12 protein-coding genes, 1 tRNA gene and 2 pseudogenes are annotated in these 18,806 nt (G+C 48.9%); 9 read left to right on the top strand and 6 right to left on the bottom strand.

Annotation, left to right across the window (positions count from 1 at the left end):
- Positions 1 to 20 precede the first annotated feature (20 nt).
- Positions 21 to 941 carry a kdo(2)-lipid IV(A) palmitoleoyltransferase gene (gene lpxP, locus JSN25_RS20715; RefSeq protein WP_038642416.1) on the bottom strand — a complete coding sequence of 307 codons (921 nt, stop codon included), beginning with the start codon at positions 939 to 941 and terminating at the stop codon, positions 21 to 23.
- Between the two features lie 440 nt (positions 942 to 1,381).
- Here lpxP and JSN25_RS20710 point away from each other — a divergent pair, with 440 nt between their 5' ends.
- Positions 1,382 to 1,624, top strand: coding sequence for a DUF2545 family protein (locus tag JSN25_RS20710; protein WP_038642414.1), 243 nt, complete (start codon positions 1,382 to 1,384; stop codon positions 1,622 to 1,624).
- Between the two features lie 108 nt (positions 1,625 to 1,732).
- On the opposite strand, the gene pgtP is transcribed toward JSN25_RS20710, so the two are convergent.
- Positions 1,733 to 3,124 (bottom strand): phosphoglycerate transporter PgtP, encoded by a 1,392-nt coding sequence (gene pgtP / locus JSN25_RS20705; protein WP_038642412.1) that lies wholly within the window; start codon positions 3,122 to 3,124, stop codon positions 1,733 to 1,735.
- Between the two features lie 421 nt (positions 3,125 to 3,545).
- Here pgtP and pgtC point away from each other — a divergent pair, with 421 nt between their 5' ends.
- The 3 genes from pgtC to pgtA are packed head-to-tail and all read left to right on the top strand — an operon-like array spanning position 3,546 to position 7,979.
- Positions 3,546 to 4,739 (top strand): phosphoglycerate transport regulator PgtC, encoded by a 1,194-nt coding sequence (pgtC, locus tag JSN25_RS20700; RefSeq protein ID WP_121530023.1) that lies wholly within the window; start codon positions 3,546 to 3,548, stop codon positions 4,737 to 4,739.
- A gap of 11 nt (positions 4,740 to 4,750) precedes the next feature.
- On the top strand, positions 4,751 to 6,742 hold the full coding sequence (gene pgtB, locus JSN25_RS20695; RefSeq protein WP_204525756.1) for a two-component system sensor histidine kinase PgtB: 1,992 nt from the start codon (positions 4,751 to 4,753) through the stop codon (positions 6,740 to 6,742).
- The gene (gene pgtA, locus JSN25_RS20690) at positions 6,732 to 7,979 is read left to right on the top strand and encodes a two-component system response regulator PgtA (protein WP_204525314.1); all 1,248 of its coding nucleotides are present in this window, start codon (positions 6,732 to 6,734) and stop codon (positions 7,977 to 7,979) included. Before pgtB ends, pgtA begins: the two co-directional genes overlap by 11 nt.
- Before the next feature lie 100 nt (positions 7,980 to 8,079).
- On the opposite strand, the gene JSN25_RS20685 is transcribed toward pgtA, so the two are convergent.
- On the bottom strand, positions 8,080 to 8,619 hold the full coding sequence (locus tag JSN25_RS20685) for a DUF2058 domain-containing protein (RefSeq protein ID WP_204525313.1): 540 nt from the start codon (positions 8,617 to 8,619) through the stop codon (positions 8,080 to 8,082).
- Between the two features lie 381 nt (positions 8,620 to 9,000).
- On the opposite strand from JSN25_RS20685, the gene JSN25_RS20680 reads away from it, so the two are divergent.
- Positions 9,001 to 10,899, top strand: coding sequence for a methyl-accepting chemotaxis protein (locus JSN25_RS20680; RefSeq protein WP_204525312.1), 1,899 nt, complete (start codon positions 9,001 to 9,003; stop codon positions 10,897 to 10,899).
- 75 nt (positions 10,900 to 10,974) lie between these two features.
- Here JSN25_RS20680 and JSN25_RS20675 read toward each other — a convergent pair whose 3' ends face one another.
- Positions 10,975 to 11,583, bottom strand: coding sequence for a DUF1062 domain-containing protein (locus tag JSN25_RS20675; RefSeq protein WP_204525311.1), 609 nt, complete (start codon positions 11,581 to 11,583; stop codon positions 10,975 to 10,977).
- Between the two features lie 282 nt (positions 11,584 to 11,865).
- Between JSN25_RS20675 and JSN25_RS20670 the strand changes: the two genes are divergently transcribed.
- The 4 genes and pseudogenes from JSN25_RS20670 (at position 11,866) to JSN25_RS20655 (ending at position 17,233) form a co-directional block, all read left to right on the top strand.
- Complete coding sequence (locus tag JSN25_RS20670) at positions 11,866 to 12,498, top strand: ECs1377 family protein (protein ID WP_085047793.1); 633 nt, start codon at positions 11,866 to 11,868, stop codon at positions 12,496 to 12,498.
- A gap of 1,005 nt (positions 12,499 to 13,503) precedes the next feature.
- A pseudogene (locus tag JSN25_RS20665) lies at positions 13,504 to 13,698 on the top strand (type VI secretion system contractile sheath small subunit); the annotation flags it as partial.
- Positions 13,695 to 15,011, top strand: a pseudogene (locus JSN25_RS20660) (DUF2345 domain-containing protein); the annotation flags it as partial. The pseudogenes JSN25_RS20665 and JSN25_RS20660, both read left to right, overlap by 4 nt.
- A 1,694-nt stretch (positions 15,012 to 16,705) precedes the next feature.
- Positions 16,706 to 17,233 carry a hypothetical protein gene (locus JSN25_RS20655; RefSeq protein WP_204525309.1) on the top strand — a complete coding sequence of 176 codons (528 nt, stop codon included), beginning with the start codon at positions 16,706 to 16,708 and terminating at the stop codon, positions 17,231 to 17,233.
- Between the two features lie 431 nt (positions 17,234 to 17,664).
- Here JSN25_RS20655 and JSN25_RS20650 read toward each other — a convergent pair.
- Positions 17,665 to 17,736: transfer RNA gene (locus JSN25_RS20650), tRNA-Arg, on the bottom strand.
- A 75-nt stretch (positions 17,737 to 17,811) separates the two neighbouring features.
- Entirely contained in the window at positions 17,812 to 18,744 is a 933-nt protein-coding gene (locus tag JSN25_RS20645; protein WP_204525755.1) for a formate/nitrite transporter family protein, read from the bottom strand.
- Between the last annotated feature and the right edge of the window lie 62 nt (positions 18,745 to 18,806).

Genomic DNA, 18,806 nt, shown 5'->3' with positions numbered 1-18,806 from the left:
AGGCCGTAAGGCCTTTCTTGTTAGATATATAACGAGGCTTCACCCATGGGGCGGGTTTTGAAGCGACGGTGGATCCAGAGATACTGCTCGGGCGCGCGCATGATCTCTTTTTCGATAATTTTATTCATATAAGCCGCAGCCTGGCTTTCATCTGCCGGGTAACCTTCCATTTGTGGTGTGATAAACAGGCGGTAACCTGAGTTATCTGCTTTTCTCACCATGGTTACGGTCAGCATCGCTGCGCCCGACAGGCGTGACAGCACGTAAGTACCATTGGTGGTTGCCACGTTTTTAACGGCGAAGAAAGGCGCGAACGAGCTTCCTTTACGGCCGTAGTCCTGATCGGGAGCAAACCATACCGCTTCCCCTTTTTTCAGGGCGCCGACAATGCCACGCAGATTATTTCTGCCGATCATGGCTTTGTTGGAACGCATACGACCGCGGGTTTGGATCCACTCCATCAACTTATTGTTGTGCGGGCGATAGGTTGCCATCATCGGCTGGCACAGCCCCATTACGCGGCCACCTAATTCGAGCGACATAAAGTGTACGCCTACGACCATCACGCCACGGTCTTCCATCTGGGCGCGTTTCAGGTTGTCCAACCCTTCTACATCAAACCATTTGCGAACGCGGTGATCCGGCCAGAACCAGGCCATACCTGTTTCAAGCAGTCCCATGCCGAGTGAACGGAAGTTCTCATCGACCAGTTTGTCTCTCTCTTCCTGCGACAGATTGGGGAAACAGAGTTCGAGGTTTTTACGTGCAATAGATTCACGGCGCTTTAAAAATGGACGAGCCAGTGTTCCTGTACGGGTACCAAGAAAACATAATACGGGATAGGGAAGTTGTACCAGTAACCAGAGCACACCGACGCCAAACCACGTGAGCCAATAGCGCGGATGTAAAAACGCGCGTGAAAATTTACATTGGGGAAACATAAGCACCTGTTGTTGATACGAAATAGATGTATCGCGAAGACGCTGGGTCTGGCGCGTTACACTCTGCACAGATCGTTAGGCCGCCATAAACGACATTGGTTCCTGCAAAGAGTGTAAAACTGAGTCAGGACAAAACCACGAGGGGCATGAATGATCGGACGCACAATGTACACCCGAAGATTAATGTCAGCCAGAAATAATTACTCAAGTTTCGTAAATATTTTGGGGGCGATTAAGAACAAAAAAAAGACTATTTATAATTCATTGTTTTTATGATGAATAAATAAACTCCAAGTGTATATCTAAATAGTAAGCAGATGAGTGATTTTTGTAACGTAAATGTTGCTTAAATTGCGAACTGATGGAAATTATCTTAGAATATAAAAACAAGGGAGTGTAAGGACTTACGTAAAGTTTTATGGCAAACAGGAGGTATCGCTATGCTCTATTTTTGGACCTTTCTCGCATTGAGTATTCTGAGCGTCAGTTGCTACATCTGGCAGGTAATGGGCGCTGCGGCGTCAATAAGCGCTTTTATCGGCATGGTCATACTCACCGCCTTAATTTACGTTTTTACTATGCGGTTGACTAATGGTAACGAAATGGTAACCGGATTATTCCTTTTTCTTGCCCCAACATGCGGTTTGATCATTCGCTTTATGGTGGGGGACGGTAGGCAATAATCCGGCGTGTTACGATTGGAAATGAATTTTCACGTTTAGCTGTTTTTTATTTAGCTGAGAGTAGGGAAGTGCCAGCTGCGCTGGCACTTTTTGCGAGACTGAAATCGATTAACGGGCGTCAGCCAACTGGAGTGATGCTTCTTCTTGCTGAGCATTTTTCCGCTGTTGCTCAAGTTCCAGCGCCCCGCGATGAGAGAGGTAGCAGAACAGGATGCAACAGACAATTCCCCCCATCAGCAGATAGAAACCGCCATGCCATCCCATTTTGTCGACCATTACGCCAAACAGGCTGGTGCCCAATGACGCGCCAAAAATGTAGCTCATAAATCCGCGCAATCCTACTGCGGAACCCACTGCGAAGCTGGGTACGATTTCCATGGTCTGAACGGAGGCCAGGAACTGAGGAACATAAATCAGGCAGCCAACGATGGCGGCAAAAATAGTCACCATCAACAGCGATTCGCTTTTCCAGTAGCCGATCAGACAGACGAAAATCAGTGCCATACAAATCATGGCCAATGGCATGCGACGGCCTTTAAACAGTTTATCGGTAAGCCAACCCGCCAGTAATGTGGAAGGGATTGCCGCCCATTCGAAAAATAAAAAAGCGACGCTCATTTCCTCTTTCGAGAAATGTTTTTCGGTTAACAGATAAATTGGCAACCAGCTAATCATGCCAAAACGTACCATATAGACAAAAACATCTACCAGTGAAACATACCAGGCATTTTTATTACGCAGGACATAAGTGCAGAAGATCTGGAAGGCGCTCATATTTTCTGGCGCCTGGACAGCGTGTCGGGCATTTAATACAACTTTTTCTTCCGGCATCATTTGTTCCAGAGCCGGTAAACCTTCCTGGCGTGGTGAACCTTTCCCCAGCATCAGCACGATAAATGCAAACAGGACGGCAACGCCGGCCGGAACAATATAGCTGGCGCTTTGCCAGTGTTCACTTCCCAAAATGGCAAAGGCGGCACCAACGATCGGGGCAACAATACCACCACCGACATTGTGTGAGATATTCCAGAATGCGCCAACGCGTCCACGTTCTTTACGCGGAAACCAGTTGGCGATAGTAATAAATGAAGGGCCGACGCCCATCCCCTGGAACAAGCCGTTGAAGACAACCAGCGCGGCAAAAATCCAGAATCCGGTACTGAACCCTAAACCTACGTTGACGATGGCGCACAGAATCAAACCGCATGCCATAAAGACTTTGGGGCTGGCTTTGTCTGCCAGGCTGCTCATAATGCCTTTACTGATCCCATAGGCGATAAGCATACAACTGCTGAGTAAACCGATCTGCGTGGCGCTGAGATCCAGATGCTCCTTCAGATAAGGCGTTGAGAGCGTGAAGTTATTACGCACAATATAGTACGCAAGATAGCCCAGGAATACGCTGAGTAATGCCTGAATGCGATAGCGGCCATAAGTTTCCTGGACTTTCTCCGCCGGGACTTTATTTGCCGCAGGCCCTGCCTTAAATATTGATAACATATCATCACCTAAATTTATATTGATGTGAATATCAGGAGTTTTCGTGGTGAAGAGTGAAATAGGCAGGAGAGAAACTCAAGTCGATGAAATGTGTCATTATTGACCCATTTTGCGGGTAGTGCGGCGGATTTTGACTCTTTTTAAATAATGATATTTTATTTCTGTTCTTTTGCGCGGACTTTTATTGCTGGCATGTGCGGATATTAACAAATTCATACTGTATTTTCGGGTATTCTTTGCTGATGTAGTCACTTTCCGTTTGGTAAACTTGCGAATAACCTTATTCCTCTCTGCTGTAGTGATAAACGGGTAAGTTTTGTCTCAATATTATTTTTTGCACATGTTGGTATTTATGAACGGGATCACAAACAGACTTTTCTGTTGGCGGCGTTTTTGGGCAATCTCGCTCTGTTTCATGTCGCTGTTGGCGAGTCGCCAGGCGTTGAGTAAAGAGCTGGTGATGGCCACAACCTTTTCTCCCGGTGCCACGGCCTGGATTATCCAGCGCTGGCAGACGCAGCCGGGATCGGTGATGATTCGCACGTTAAACCGGACCAGCAGCTCGCTGGAACAACTGCTTGATACCGCGAATGCGGAAAACGTCGATCTCATTTTGACCTCATCGCCCATGCTGTTACAGCATCTTCAGGAGCATCAGAAGCTGGCGCCCTTTGATAATGCGCTGCCGGAAAGCCAGAGGCTGGTGCCTGAGTCTATTCGTTCTACCTCTGTGGCGGTGGCGATATCCGGTTTTGGCCTGCTAATTAACCGTTCCGCGCTGGCGGCGCGACACCTTTCTCCTCCTGCTGACTGGGCGGATTTAACGCAGCCTAAATATCAGAATGCGTTGTTGATGAGCAGTCCGTCACGTTCCGATACCAATCATCTGATGGTTGAGTCGCTGTTGCAGCAAAAAGGGTGGGAAGAGGGCTGGGCGACGCTGTTAGCGAGCGCGGGTAATCTGGTGACGATTTCATCACGCAGTTTTGGCGTCGCCGACAAAATTAAGAGCGGTCTTGGCGTTGCCGGGCCGGTCATTGATAACTATGCCAACCTGTTGCTCAACGATCCGCATCTGGCCTTTACCTATTTTCCTCGCTCCGCAGTGTCGCCAACCTATGTCGCCGTTCTCAAGAACAGCCAGCACGCCAGTGAAGCGCGTCGTTTTATCCGCTACTTATTAAGTCCGGAAGGACAGCGGATCCTTGCGGATGCGAATACGGGAAAATATCCGGTTACCCAGCTCGCGCCAGATAACCCACGGGCCGCTCAACAGGCTATGTTGATGAATCAGCCTGCGCTTAATTATCGGCTGATCCTTAAGCGGCAGCGGCTGGTGCAACGGATGTTTGATACCGCCATCAGTTTTCGTCTCGCACAACTGAAAGATGCCTGGCGAGCGCTATACAGTGCGGAAGCGCGCCTGAAACGCCCGTTACCCGAAATCAGAGCCTTACTGACCAGCGTCCCGATAGATGCCAGGCGTAGTGAAGATGAGGCCTGGCTTGCTCAGTTCGATAACAAAAGCTTTGCCGAACAGCAGATGATGGAATGGCAACTGTGGTTTCTTAAAAATCAACGTCAGGCGATAGCAAAACTGGAAGAATTAAAATGAAAGGTGGATCGATAATGCAACGCCTGCGGCAGCTCAACATCAGCAGCAGCCTGCGGGGAGCCTTTCTGACGGGCGCACTACTGACATTGAGCGTAAGCTGCGTCAGTTTGTACTCATGGCATGAGCAGAGCTCGCAGATACGCTATTCGCTTGATGATTACTTCCCGCGCGTGCATTCCGCTTTTTTGATTGAAGGGAATCTTAACCTGGTTGTGGATCAGCTTAATGAATTCCTGCTGGCCCCCAACACGACGGTGAGGCTGCAACTGCGCAATCAGATAATTTCGCATCTGGATAAAATCGAGACACTGAGCCGGGGGCTACAACCCGCAGAACAACAGCAGCTGGCGGTGATTTTGCAGGACAGCCGGGCGCTGATGGCGGAACTGGACCGGGTGCTCTACAACATGTTCCTCGTGCGTGAAAAAGTGAGTGAACTCTCCGCACGCATCGACTGGCTACACGATGATTTTAACACCGAGCTGAATTCACTGGTGCAGGATTTTACCTGGCAACAGGGGACGTTGTTGGATCAAATCGAGGCAAAAAGTGGCGATGCGGCGCTGTATCTCAAACGTGCCAGAGAGGTGCAAAACGAGCAGCAGCAGGTTTACACCCTGGCAAGAATTGAAAATCAGATCGTCGATGATTTACGCGACAGGCTTAATGAACTGAAATCGGGCAGCGACGACGGGATGCTGGTGGAGAACCATATCCGCTACCTGGAGAATCTGAAGAAAACCGCCGATGAAAACATCCGTACCCTCGATGACTGGCCCAGTACCATCACCCTGCGGCAAACCATTGATGAACTGCTGGAAATCGGGATGATGAAAAATAAAATGCCCGATACGATGCGCGATTATGTCGCTGCGCAAAAGGCGCTCATTGATGCCAACCATGCCAGAGAGGCAACGCTCGGGCGCTTTCGAACACTGCTTGAAGCGCAATTGGGAAGTAGCCATCAGCAAATGCAGATGTTTAACCAGCGGCTGGAACAAATTGTTCGCGTCAGCGGCGGACTTATTCTGTTGGCGACGCTGCTGGCGCTCCTTCTCGCCTGGGGACTTAACCACTACTTCATTCGTTCCCGGCTGGTGAAGCGTTTTACCGCGCTCAACCAGGCTGTGGTGCAAATCGGTCTGGGGCGAACGGACGCCACTATCCCGGTTTACGGGCGCGATGAATTGGGGCGTATCGCGGGTCTGCTGCGCCATACCCTGGGCCAGTTGAATGCGCAAAAAAATCAGCTTGAGCAGGAAGTGGCGGAGCGTAAGGAGATTGAGTCCGATCTCCGGGCGACGCAGGATGAGCTGATCCAGACGGCTAAACTGGCGGTGGTCGGCCAGACCATGACCACTCTGGCACACGAAATTAATCAACCGCTGAATGCGCTGTCGATGTACCTGTTTACGGCGGGAAGGGCAATTGAGCAGGGGCAATCCGCTCAGGCCAGAAGCACGTTAACCAAAGCGGAGGGGCTGATTACCCGCATCGATGCCATTATCCGTTCGCTGCGTCAGTTTGCGCGCCGGGCTGAGCCGGGCGCGCCTTTACATCCGGTCGATCTACGACAAACGTTTACTGCTGCCTGGGAACTGCTGGCTATGCGCCATAAGCAGCAGGGCACGCTGACGCTTCCTGCTCACAGTGTGTGGGTGGCAGGTGATGAAGTGCGTATTCAGCAGGTACTGGTAAACATACTGGCAAATGCGCTGGATGCCTGTCCGGCTGCCGCGGAAATAGAGGTTCACTGGCAGGCTGAAGGCCACCGATTGTGTGTCTTAGTCTGTGATAACGGCCCCGGCTGGCCAGGCGCGTTGTTGCCATCACTATTAAAGCCGTTTACCACCAGTAAGGATGTGGGTCTCGGTATTGGTTTATCGATTTGTGTATCGTTAATGACGCAAATGAACGGCGAGCTGCGCCTGGCCTCGACGCCGGGGCGCAATGCCTGCGTCGTGCTGCAATTTAATCTGACGGATGTAAACGATGTTGTGTGATGAATATGCTGTTTTGCTGATTGATGACGATGCCGATGTTCTCGACGCTTACACGCTGTTGCTTGAACAGGAGGGTTATCGTGTATACGCATGCAGTAACCCTTTTGACGCCCGAAATTGGCTACAGGCCGACTGGCCGGGGATTGTCCTGAGCGACGTGTGTATGCCTGGCTGCAATGGAATCGATCTCATGACGTTGTTTCATCAGGATGATAATCAGCTGCCGATCCTGTTGATCACCGGCCATGGCGACGTCCCGATGGCCGTGGAAGCGGTGAAAAAAGGGGCATGGGATTTTCTGCAAAAACCGGTCGACCCCGGCAAACTGCTGTTGTTGGTAGAAGATGCGCTGCGTCAGCGAAAATCGGTGATTGCGCGTCGCCACTATTGTCAGCAAAAGCTGCAGGTTGAGCTGATCGGTTACAGCGAATGGGTCAATCAGTACCGCCAGCGTCTGCAGCAGTTGGCGGAAACGGATATTGCCGTCTGGTTTTATGGCGAGGCGGGAACGGGGCGTATGACGGGAGCCCGTTATTTGCATCAGCTTGGGCGCAGCACCGAGGAACCGTTTATCCGCGGTGAATTGACGCCAGGCAATGCGGGACAACTCAATGACCTTATTGCCCTGGCGCAAGGCGGTACGCTGGTCCTGAGCCATATTGAATGCCTGACGCGTGAACAGCAGCACCAACTGGTGCACCTGCAAAGCCAGGAGCGGCGTCCTTTTCGCTTAATCGGCATTGGCGCCACATCGCTGGTGGAACTGGCGGCAACTAACCAGATTGTGGCCGAACTCTATTACTGTTTCGCGATGACGCAAATCGCCTGTCAGCCGTTATCACAGCGTCCCGATGATATTGAGCCCCTGTTTCGCCATTATCTGCAGAAAGCCTGTCTGCGCCTGAATCATCCGGTACCTGACGTTGACGGGGAACTCCTGAAAGGCATGCGGCGCCGCGTGTGGTTAAGTAATGTTCGGGAGCTGGCGAACGCCGCTGAGCTTTTTGCCGTTGGGCTGCTTCCGCTGGCTGAAACCGCAAATCCGCAGCTGCATATGCCTGAACCGACGCCGCTCGATCGCCGGGTGGAGGAGTACGAGCGACAGATTATTACCGAGGCGTTAAATATTCATCAGGGACGCATTAATGAAGTGGCGGAGTATTTACAAATCCCGCGTAAAAAACTGTATTTACGCATGAGAAAATACGGGCTGAGCAAAGAACACTATAAGTTTTAGTGGCGAGGTTCCAGAAGAAGAGACGTTGACAGTATTTCGGTGGCGGCGCGAGCGCTCACCGAAATACGCGACGGAAGTCTGAATTATCTGTTTGTTTTTCTTACCACATCAAATCATCAGGGACGACAAAATCAGCATACGGATCGTCTTCGCCCTTCGCTTCCTGGCTAAGCTCGCAATTTAATACAATATAGCTTGCATCGCGCTGGGCGATTTTATCGGCGACGACAGCCGGAATGATGGCATATTCGCTATCGCTGCTGCTTTCAGCCGTCAGACGCGCAATGGCCAGACGGCCCTTGATTAACTGCGACTGGGTCACTTTATCAACATAGACTTTTTTGATTAGGTTATTATCAGTGAAGTTGTAACCAATATCGCCACGAGAAATGGTGATTTTATTCATTTCAATAAGTTGTTTGATCTGCGCTTTATACTCTTTAGACAGCGCAGCCTGCTTTTGCTGCTCGCTGAGCTGTTTATCACGCTCGGCCTGTGCTTTTTTATTCTCTTCCACCGCTTCTCTGGCTTCACGAGCCTGAATGCGCGATTTTTTCGCCGTTCTCTGCACTTTTGCCATTTTTTTGCTGCTGACCAGACCGGCCTTAAGCATCTGTTCCTGTAGGGTAAGTTTTGTCATCGTCGCTTCTAATCCAATAAAATCGTTGTAAGGATTATAACCTTAAGGTTCGGTGGGAAGCCAGATGAGGCGCGCTCTGCAGGTAGCTCTTTGGGCGCCACTCGCGGTGGGAGCGATCTTGTGTCTTTCTGCCGTTGAGCATCAAGTTAATCATTACCCTCCTTAGAATAAGATATAACATGCTATATATTCTCAAATAATAAAATATAGATTTGGGAATGTAATATAAATGGATGTTTATCCTGTTTGTTCTAATTATATAGAGGTGTATTGAACAATATTAAACCAAATAAATAGCCATGTATCTCTTGAAAAGATGTAAAGTGCAGCAACACCACGCCGATAACCATGACGAAAATATGGATAAGGGAGGTAAGTGGCATGTGGTGGGTTTATCGAATGCCGATGAAAATGAAGTTAATAATCGCGCTGCAACCACTATTATTGGCGTTATGTTGGTTTGCTGGTTCAGGAATATGGACGCGCATCGAAACAGAGCGACAGATGGAGAATATTGCCCAACTGACAGCCCTCGCGCGCAGTGCCGGAAATGTGGTGCATGAACTGCAAAAAGAGCGTGGAATGAGTGTCGGGTTTCTTGGGGCCGAAGGGAAGACGTTCAAAGATGAACTAAACGCACAACGGGCCTTAACCGATCGCGAGATCGAGGTATTTGTGGATTCGCTGTCCGATACCGCCTTACAGGCAGGCGATGTCACTACCTCGGTCGCCGCGTTTAAGAAAAATATTCTGTCACTGGCGACACTCCGGGAAAAGGTGACGCAATTGGGTCTGCCAGCCTCTGAGGTGGTTAAGTTTTATACCAACGTTATCGCTGATGTACTGAATTTTGTTGGCCGGTTAGGGACGTTGACGGATTCCGGCGATATGGCGAATTCATTCGCAGCCTACTACAACCTGCTGAATTTGAAGGAACAAGCGGGTATTGAGCGGGCGCTGCTGGCAAATATCTTTTCCTCTGGTCATTTCGCCGACGGACAATTACATCAGCTTAGCGATGTGGTCAGTAAACAGAATGTCTGGCTGGCGCAATCTTTGCGCCTGAGTCCACCTGAACAGGCCGCCATGCTCAACAGTCGCTTACAATCCACCGATGCTACCCAAGCGCTTTCATTACGCGAAGCTGCGTTTAGTCATGCGGCGAATGGTGGATTTGACGTCGATCCTACCGTCTGGTTTAAAGTACAAACCCAGCGTATTGAAGTGATGCGACAGATTGAAAATGTGGCAGCGAATCTTCTGTGGGAAAGTGCGATAAAACTCGCGCAGGATGCGCGTAAGAACTGGCAGATATATATGGCCGTGAGCCTGCTGGCGCTACTGGCATCATTGGCGTTCGCCGGGGCCATCGCACTCAATATGCACCGTCAGTTCAGCGACACGCTAAACAAGATTGCGGGTATGAACGGCGATCTGACTCAACGTCTGGCGACACCAGGTAAAGACGAGCTTTCTTCGCTCAATCGCGCCTATAACACGATGCTGGAAAATATTCAGCACATCGTGCAGGAGATTAAACAAGGCTCTCTGGTGCTGTACGATGCCAGCAGTAGTATTACGGCGGGAAATCAGGATCTGGCCCAGCGCACCGATGAACAGGCCGCATCGATTGTAGAAGCCGTGGCCAGTATGGAACAGCTCTCAACGACGATTACGCAAACGGCGGACAATGCCCGCGAAGCGGAGCTCCTGACAATAAGATTGGAAAAAGAGGTTCGCCAGGCCAGTAACGTCGCCAGCGCGGCAAATCAGAGCATGGGGGATATTCGCTCCTCCAGTGAGAAAATCTCAACTATCGTTACCTCAATTGATGATATTTCTTTTCAGACGAATTTGCTGGCGCTGAATGCGGCTGTTGAAGCGGCTCGCGCCGGAGAGATGGGAAGGGGGTTTGCGGTAGTAGCCAGTGAAGTGCGTAACCTTTCACAGCGTTGTGCTAAAGAAGCGAATCAGATCCGTGAGCTGGTGGCGCAGAATATGGTAAAAATCAGCGAGGGCGTTGAGCGGGTTACCGCATCAGCTACCGCGCTAAAAGCGGCGGCGGATAATACCACCAGTATGAAGCAATATATCGGCGATATCGCCCGGGTAGCGACGGAACAATCGCAGGGTGTTTCCCAGATAAACCTGGCGCTGAGACCCATGGAGCAGGTTACACAGCAAAACGCGGCATTGGTTTCTCAGGCCACGAATGACAGCCAGCGGCTGGATAATCTCTCAGTAACCATGAGGGATCTGGTTAATCGTTTTGTTGTCTGACATGACACCGCTATCCCGATCCGGCAAAGGTGTCGGATCGGGAGGGCTCATTACCTCAGGATGAGCCTTATTCTATTAACGTGGCGCCAGAACCACCCTTCGCCGGGCATACAACGTTACCGCAGACAAGTGAAAATCGACATTTGCTGTCCGTAACTTTCGGGATTTGAGTTCTTTCATGGTGATACCGCGAATATGACCTTCATCTATCAGGCTCTTAATCTCCGCCGTGCTGAGTAAAAGCTGGCGCTTCAATATCGATAGCACACTGATCTGAAAAGCACAGGTAAGCCTGATGCTGACGGTGAAGTGCTGGTCAATGTTGATGCTGGCCTGCCATTGTTCCTGAACACGAAAATCAGGCTTACCCGCAAGCTCAGCGTTGTTTCGGCTCAGAGTGGCTTTATCATGAGAATAATAGTGAACCGTACTGGCATCATTAGTGATAAACCGCTGGTACAGCTCTCGGTTAATTTTGCTGATGTGAAGCCGTGAGAACAGCGAGATATTCCACGTATATTCACAATGCGTACATTTATAAATGCTCCAGATATCGAGCACTTTTTTTTGTGAATTGACCCTGAAGGACCCGGAAGGTGCAAACTCGCGTTTTACATTACATGCGGGACAGCGTTTGGTAATACGCTGGTACCCGGCAGGAGTGACAGTCCATGTGACTTTCATACCGTACCTTTTTTAACCCAAATAAATTCGGATCCGTATTGAACGAACCATCGTTTTTATATGAGAAAAATATTTGTTAGATATTTTTCAGTGGGTTAAGAAAAGATTTCTAACACGGTGACCCTGTCCGCCAGCCAATGAATTCCATGAGATTATCAGTGTGATAACAATTAAGTATATGAGTTGAATCAATATTTGTTAGGTTGCCGGGCTTTCGGTAGTCGTTTGTCGCTGGTAAAGTGAGCAGCAAATACACGAAATGTGGCCAGAAGGGAATGCCGTTTGAGCGGACGTATTGATTATCAGACTGAAAAGTACAGCTTTACAGAGGCTGCTGAAAGTTCTCGTCTTACCGGCCAATGGGCTGACGTCATTGCTGAATGTCGGGAAATGAAGGCTGGACCGGAAGAGCGTCTGCGTATTGCCTTACTGAACGTGGACTATGTGACCAGCTTTGAGCTGCCTTTTCGGTTGTTATTACTTCGCACCCCGCAATTGATTGCCAGCGTGCGTGACGCGCTACAGCTTAGCCAGAAAAACGTCATCTTTAATGGTAAACGCTTTGGGTGTGTATATACCCTGAAAGCGAGCCTTGACGGTATACCGGATGAATTTCAGTATCGCCTGTCGCATCGTATCCGGCGCATAGATCCAGAAGGGTTGACCGAAGCCCCTTACCAGCAGATCGCAAAAGCGGTGAAATCTCCACGGGAACGCCTGAAGATGGCGCTCGAATCAGGACTTGATGTCACGGCGTTGGACGGGCTTTTCTGGTTTGGCAGCCAGCGTATAGCCGCTGACGTACTGAGGTTGAGAAAATCAGGGATGCGGGTAGCGACGGGCCAGATATTGGTGTCTGATAATCTCACTGCAACAATGAGGCCTGTACCGTTTTATCGCCTGGCTCAGGGTTGAGCTAAAAAGATATTTTCCTGCAACGTTCAATGAGATAGTTAATCGCATCCTGGGGAGACAGCGCCCGGACGATGTGGGACTGAATCATGGCATCGTTGCAGCAGATATGACAGCATTCAGCTAGCTTTCGGCAATATCACGGGCAGAATTCAGCAATGGCTCGCCGGTTGTGACAGGGCACCAGGCCTGATTGGCAACCTGACGACAAGCCAGGGGCGACAGTTTGGCCGGCAGCGTAAAAGTTGGATTCATTAATAACCGTTCTCGGCTTAATGGGAATTTATGGCATATGCTGGCAGAGGTATTTTGAAAAGCCAGACCATTTTCACACTTCAATTTTTAAAATTCGATCTTTTTCGGCGATTAATCAATGATTGCTGGAATATATATCTATTTTATAAATACTTTGACGCATTCATGATTATTGTTGTGAAGAATTATTTTTCAATGGAGAATAAGTTCCTGGAATAAATAATTTTATTTTCTGGAAAATGGTTTAACATTTAAAATATACATAAAACCCACTCTGAATTCTCTGCTTGATGTACATGGTGGTAATTAATAATTGTCAAAAGATATTGTTTATGTTGTTTGTATTTATGGGGTGAAGTTTGCGGATTGAATAATCATCAGATTGGCAAAACTTAATCGGAGCTGGGCGCTAAATTGTTACTTAACCGAAATAATTAATAACGGGAATTAAGTGGCGCGATGGCAGGTTGTATACGCTTAAATCCTTTATGGGCAATGGATCCGGAAAGAAATATTTGTTCATTTTCTGAAATGGAAAATAGCAGTGACGGACTTTAAGTGAAATTATTATTTACATTTGCATTGGGCGTGCAGACTTGTTAACGCCATCAACCGGCGTACGATTTTCATCGTAACCCTCTGTTTTATTCATCATTATTTATCGCTGTCAGGGCGGTGGAGTCGTTCTGTGGAAAGCCCCTTTGGCTTTCACTTCTTCTGCTGTCGTAGACACGTCAAATGAAGGAACATTGCATGTCCGGTTCGTACCAGGAAGAAATACCCAAAGCTCGTATTAACTTATATTTAGCCCTGCACACCGGTGGGGCCCAGAAAAAAACCGAGCTGCCGCTGAAACTGCTGACAGTTAGGGGCTTCTGTCATGGCCGGGAAAATCGTCCGTTGTCTGAACGCGAAAAGGTAAACATTTCGAAGAGCAATTTCGACACCTGTACAGCAACGCTGCCCAACTCACCCCCGGGCAGGTACTCGAGCCGCAGGGGAATGTGATAGCCGACCTGAAAGAAGGCATGATCCTCACCCTGGTGACCTTCGAGGGGGCTCGTGATTCCCGTCTGCACGTGTCTGTCTGGGGAATGCCTTACACTGAGCGTTACTGTTTCCGCCCGGCGGAAATCCCGCGTCCGGAAATTCACGGCACGCTTCCGGCCCGGATTGAAAGCCGGGAAAAAAATGACATTTACGCCCATATGGATGATCAGGGGCGCTATCGGGTGAAGCTGGACTTCGACCGTGAAAATACGGAGCCAGGTTACGGCTATTTGTGGCTGCGAATGGCGAAGCCGACTGCCGGTGAAACGCTGGGCTGGCATACGCCGCTCACTGACGGGACTGAAGTGGCGATAGCGTACAGCAACGGTGATATTGACCTGCCGTACATAGCATATGCGCTGCACGACTCCGAACATCCCGACCTCGTGAACCGGGACAATCACACCCGGAACATCCTCCGGACACCGGCCAACTCAAAATTACGCATGGAAGACAAGCGCGGTGAGGAGCACATCAAGCTCGCCACGGAGTATGGCAGGACGCAGCTCAACAGCGGGCACCTGGTGGACAGCCAGCGGCAACTTCGCGGCACAGGAGCTGAGCTGCGTACCGATGAGTGGGGAACGATACGCGCCGGGAAGGGGCTGTTTGTCAGTGCGGATGCACAGGCAAAGGCGCAGGGTGACGCGCTGGACAGGGACGCCGCGCTGAAGGAAATCGGTCAGCTTAATCAGCATTTGCAACAGCTGGGAATGGCGGCAGAGCAGGCGCAGTCCCTGAAGGCGGATATCGACAACCAGATACAGATGTTTGAGCAACGACTGAAACCGCTCAATGAAGCCGTGCTTTTCTCGGCGCCTGAAGGAGTGACTCTGACCAGCGGGGAGCATCTGCAAATGACAGCCGCGAAGAATGTTGCTGTCAACGCAGGAGGTGATATCAGTGTCGGAGCGATGGGCAATATGACAGCGCTTGCCAAGGATAAGCTGGGGGTGTTTACCCGGAGCGGACAACTGAGCCTGAAATCCGGCGAGGGGCCAGTAGAAGTACAGGCGCAAAATGCCAGCATGAGCTTGTTTGCAGAGAAGAAGCTGACTCTGGGTTCGGCAAGTGATATTTCGATTACCGGGAAGAAGCGAATTACATTAATTGGCGGCGGCAGCTACCTGCGGCTTGATGCTGGAAAGGTTGAATACGGTACGACTGCAACCTATCAGCGTAAGGTAAAAAAAACGATGGCGGCTGGCAGCGCGACTCTGGAGCAACATCCAGTAGCGTTGCCAGCAGCAGTATCGGACGAAAAAATCAGCAGCGACATGTTATTACGCAAACCAGGAGAAACCGATACTCAGTGGGCTGAACGTCTGGTGAAACTAAACGTAGCTGCCCGACTTATTGAGCAGAAAACCGGGATTCCTCGCTCCCGTATCGCTAAATGGCCCATCTACCGAAAAATTATAGAAGAACAAAATCAGGCCAAAGCAGAGAAAACCCAGGGGAGACAACAAGCCGCTCAACTTATGTGTGATAAAGATATCGTTACCCATAAAGATCTTATCGTGATATCAAGGAAAACCGGTATTCCAACGGGCACTTTGCGGCGTATGGACGAATATCGCGCCCGGAGGCCTGAGAAACAAAAAGAAACCAGGATACAGGATAAAGAAAAAGCGAAGAAACTCTTGCTTGAAAAGCGGTCGGTGAGAGCCATTGCAAAAGAGACTCAGGTTGCCGAAAGAACATTGCATAACTGGAAGCATGATCTTAAGAATTTAAAAACAAATGATGTTGCTGCCTCAGTCTCTGAAAGAGAAAATGTACTGATGAAGCAAATTGCGACAATAAAACAGGTGATCGGCAAGGAGTGTAATGCTGTTCAATCTGTTCAGATAAAAATGAAAGCCTTATTGAGTTCAGCTATTGACGAATTGGATCCCTTTGTTCGGGACTGCACAACAACAGCAATTGGGGTGGATAACAACAATCAATATTACCTTTCATCAAGTAGCTATCCTGTTTGTCAGAAATTAAAAATCTGGGCACGTAGTCATCGTATCACTGTGGTGGAAGATGCCGGGCATGCCGAGGCCGTTTTGGTTAATAAGGTCAGCAAAATAAAACACATTGAACCCTCCCGGGATGTTTGTCTTGAATGCGAGCATAAGATGCTGAAGCATCATGTCACCACCAGTCGGCCTTTTTCACATAAACTTAGCAAAGGCCAACGCACCGGAAAGTCTTATACCGAGGAAGAACGCCAGTTCGCTAAAACCATGAAGGCAGAATCTTCGATAAAAGCAAATAATGTAGCCAAAGCAAGACGCCTTTTAGTCGAAGGTGATTTATCTCTCACCGATATTGGGAGGCAGACCGGAGTTAATAAAAGTACTATGGTTTCATGGCCAGAACATAAAATCTGGGTGGAGAAACAGAAAAAACGTAAAGCAGGTGATCCAAGGAAAGCTAAGGCATTAGCAATGTCCCTGGAGGGGATTAGCCAGAATGAAATTGCAAACAAGCTCAAAACTTCAAAAACCAAGATAAGTCAGTGGATAAAAGAGTCTAAACAAAAGAATACTGACTACGCCATGCCTACGACCTCAGGTAAACGAGCAGCTTTGCGGCAGGGGCTCAGTCACACCACGCGTGCGCACATGCAGTCTTCATTGCGAAGTGAAATTCGCGTAGCATCGGAGGGCCTTAATCAGCAAGGATTACTTCGCTGGCTTCAGGAACCCGGTATGAGTCAACATTCTTACCATGACATACTGGATGTGCTGGAAGAGGAAGAAATCGATTTTAATATTAACGATTTTATCAGTGCATGGAACGCGACAGGGCGCCCGTTACCAGAATAGAAAGAGGCAATGTCTCTCAGTGCTATTATTGTAAGCCGACACGGTAACTTACTCTTAACGAATCATCACATAGTCAGGAAGTTGAAATGTATAGCAATCACTATTTTGGTAAGTATGCTGAAGATATCGAGAAACTCGATTTTCACCGAAAGTTAATGCTGGGTGTTTTAGTTTTGCGTGATCTAAGTAATTGTGTCGCGCACTTTGATGGTATTTATGATGAGAAGCTTCTCCCGTTTTATGAAAATATGATTAATGCGTTGAAATTAGCTTCGGCTTCTGGATTGCCTGCTTCATCCTTATGCCATTTACGGGATGCCTGTATAAGGAGAGTTCCTGATACGGACACTTTCCCTGCTAAAGAAGGAACATTTGCTCAATATGCAATGATTAGCGCCTGTTACCTGTTGGCATTTGCGTTGGAATATAATGTCGGAGATTTTTATCGTTCACTGGACTTTTATATTGAGAATCTCTGTGCTCAGAACCAGTGTGCGGAAGAGCCATTAAGTGATGCGATGCTAAATGAATATATTACAGCAATATGGGCCTCTTTAATCGCAAGTCTTGAACAGGAGGTGCACATTACTTCTGCGGCTGATGGGATGAAATGAATTTATCATATCCATAACAGAAAAACGAAGTCTACACGCGCAGAAATTCACCTTCTCTTTATGAACTGCTTACCAGCAGTTTTCATGGGGAGTTACCGAGCTATATCGTCAGCAAAAAAGAACAGTTGATCCTGTCGGTAACGAAAGCGTCAGAGCCTGGAACCTTGAGGTTTTATGATAATGAATAATCCTGACCCATCTGAAAGGGTGTAGTCCTTCTCGTCGGGAGCTGCATTTTTAATCTGAATATTAGTTAAGGCCATAGATATCTCTCCCGACGTTCTGACTGTGTCAGAGTAACGAAAAGAGATACTTTTGTTCGTGGCTGCGAAAGCTATCGGCTGGAAATGGTTGGATACTGATTTCGGCTCTAAGCCTTGCGTGGTACGGGGTTCGTAGGATTATTTAGCAGGGGACATAAGCGCTCAGATTGTCCCCTGCAGGAATCGAACCTGCAACTAGCCCTTAGGAGGGGCTCGTTATATCCATTTAACTAAGGGGACGAAGCGGCACGAGTATAGCGTTTTTTACCCTCAACGGTAAGTCTCAAGCCGCCTGACTGCTCAAACAGTCACCATTCAAGCCTGTTTTTTCTGGTTTTTCTGTTTCGATTCTTCGCGTTTTGCTTGCTGCCTGGCTTCTTCCTTGCGTTTGTTGCTCATATCATTGCGGATCTGCGCGTGGCTCATCAGCGCAAAGATAAACGTACCGCCGCAGATATTTCCGGCGAGTGTCGGTAACGCAAAGGGCAAGAAGAAATCACTCCAGTGCAGCGTACCATTAAAGACCAGATAGAGAATTTCCACCGAGCCGACGACGATATGTGTGGTATCGCCCAGCGCAATCAACCAGGTCATCAGAATAATGACCACAATCTTCGCCGCACCGGCCGCAGGGAACATCCAGACCATTGTAGCAATCAGCCAGCCAGAAATAATCGCGTTAGAAAACATCTCTGTTGGGCTGTTTTTCATCACGTCCATACCGATTTTGACAAAGGCGTCGCGGGTCTCTTCATCAAAAATCGGCATATATTCAAAGGCCCACGCCGCAATGCCGGTACCGATAATATTACCCAGTAAAACTACACCCCACAGGCGCATTAGCAGACCAAAATTGCCGAGGGTAGGGTTTTGCATAACCGGTAGTACGGCAGTGACGGTATTTTCGGTAAAAAGCTGTTGGCGGGCCATGATGACGATGATAAACCCGAAGGTATAACCAAGGTTCTCGAGTAGAAATCCACCTGGCACGCCTTCTAATTGCACGTGAAAAATCCCTTTTGCCAGTAACGAAGCGCCCATCGACAGCCCGGCAGCGATGGCCGACCACAGCAGCGCCATCGCATCGCGTTCCATCTCTTTCTCCCCATCCTGGCGGATATGTTCATGAATCGCCATGGCGCGCGAGGGGAGTCTGTCCTCATCGACCTCTATCTTTTTACCTTCTAACTTTTCATCACTTTCGACCTGGATTTCGTCGCTGTGCCGATCAATTTTTTCTTTCTCAATATCATTCATAGCCGAATCCTGCATAAGCACGTATTGCTAAAGCGTAGCGGTTTTTATCCGAA

The organism is Citrobacter cronae, assembly GCF_016893685.1.
Taxonomy (GTDB): domain Bacteria; phylum Pseudomonadota; class Gammaproteobacteria; order Enterobacterales; family Enterobacteriaceae; genus Citrobacter; species Citrobacter werkmanii.
The sequence above is the reverse complement of the archived record's forward strand: the minus strand, read 5'-3'. Positions and strand labels throughout refer to the sequence as shown.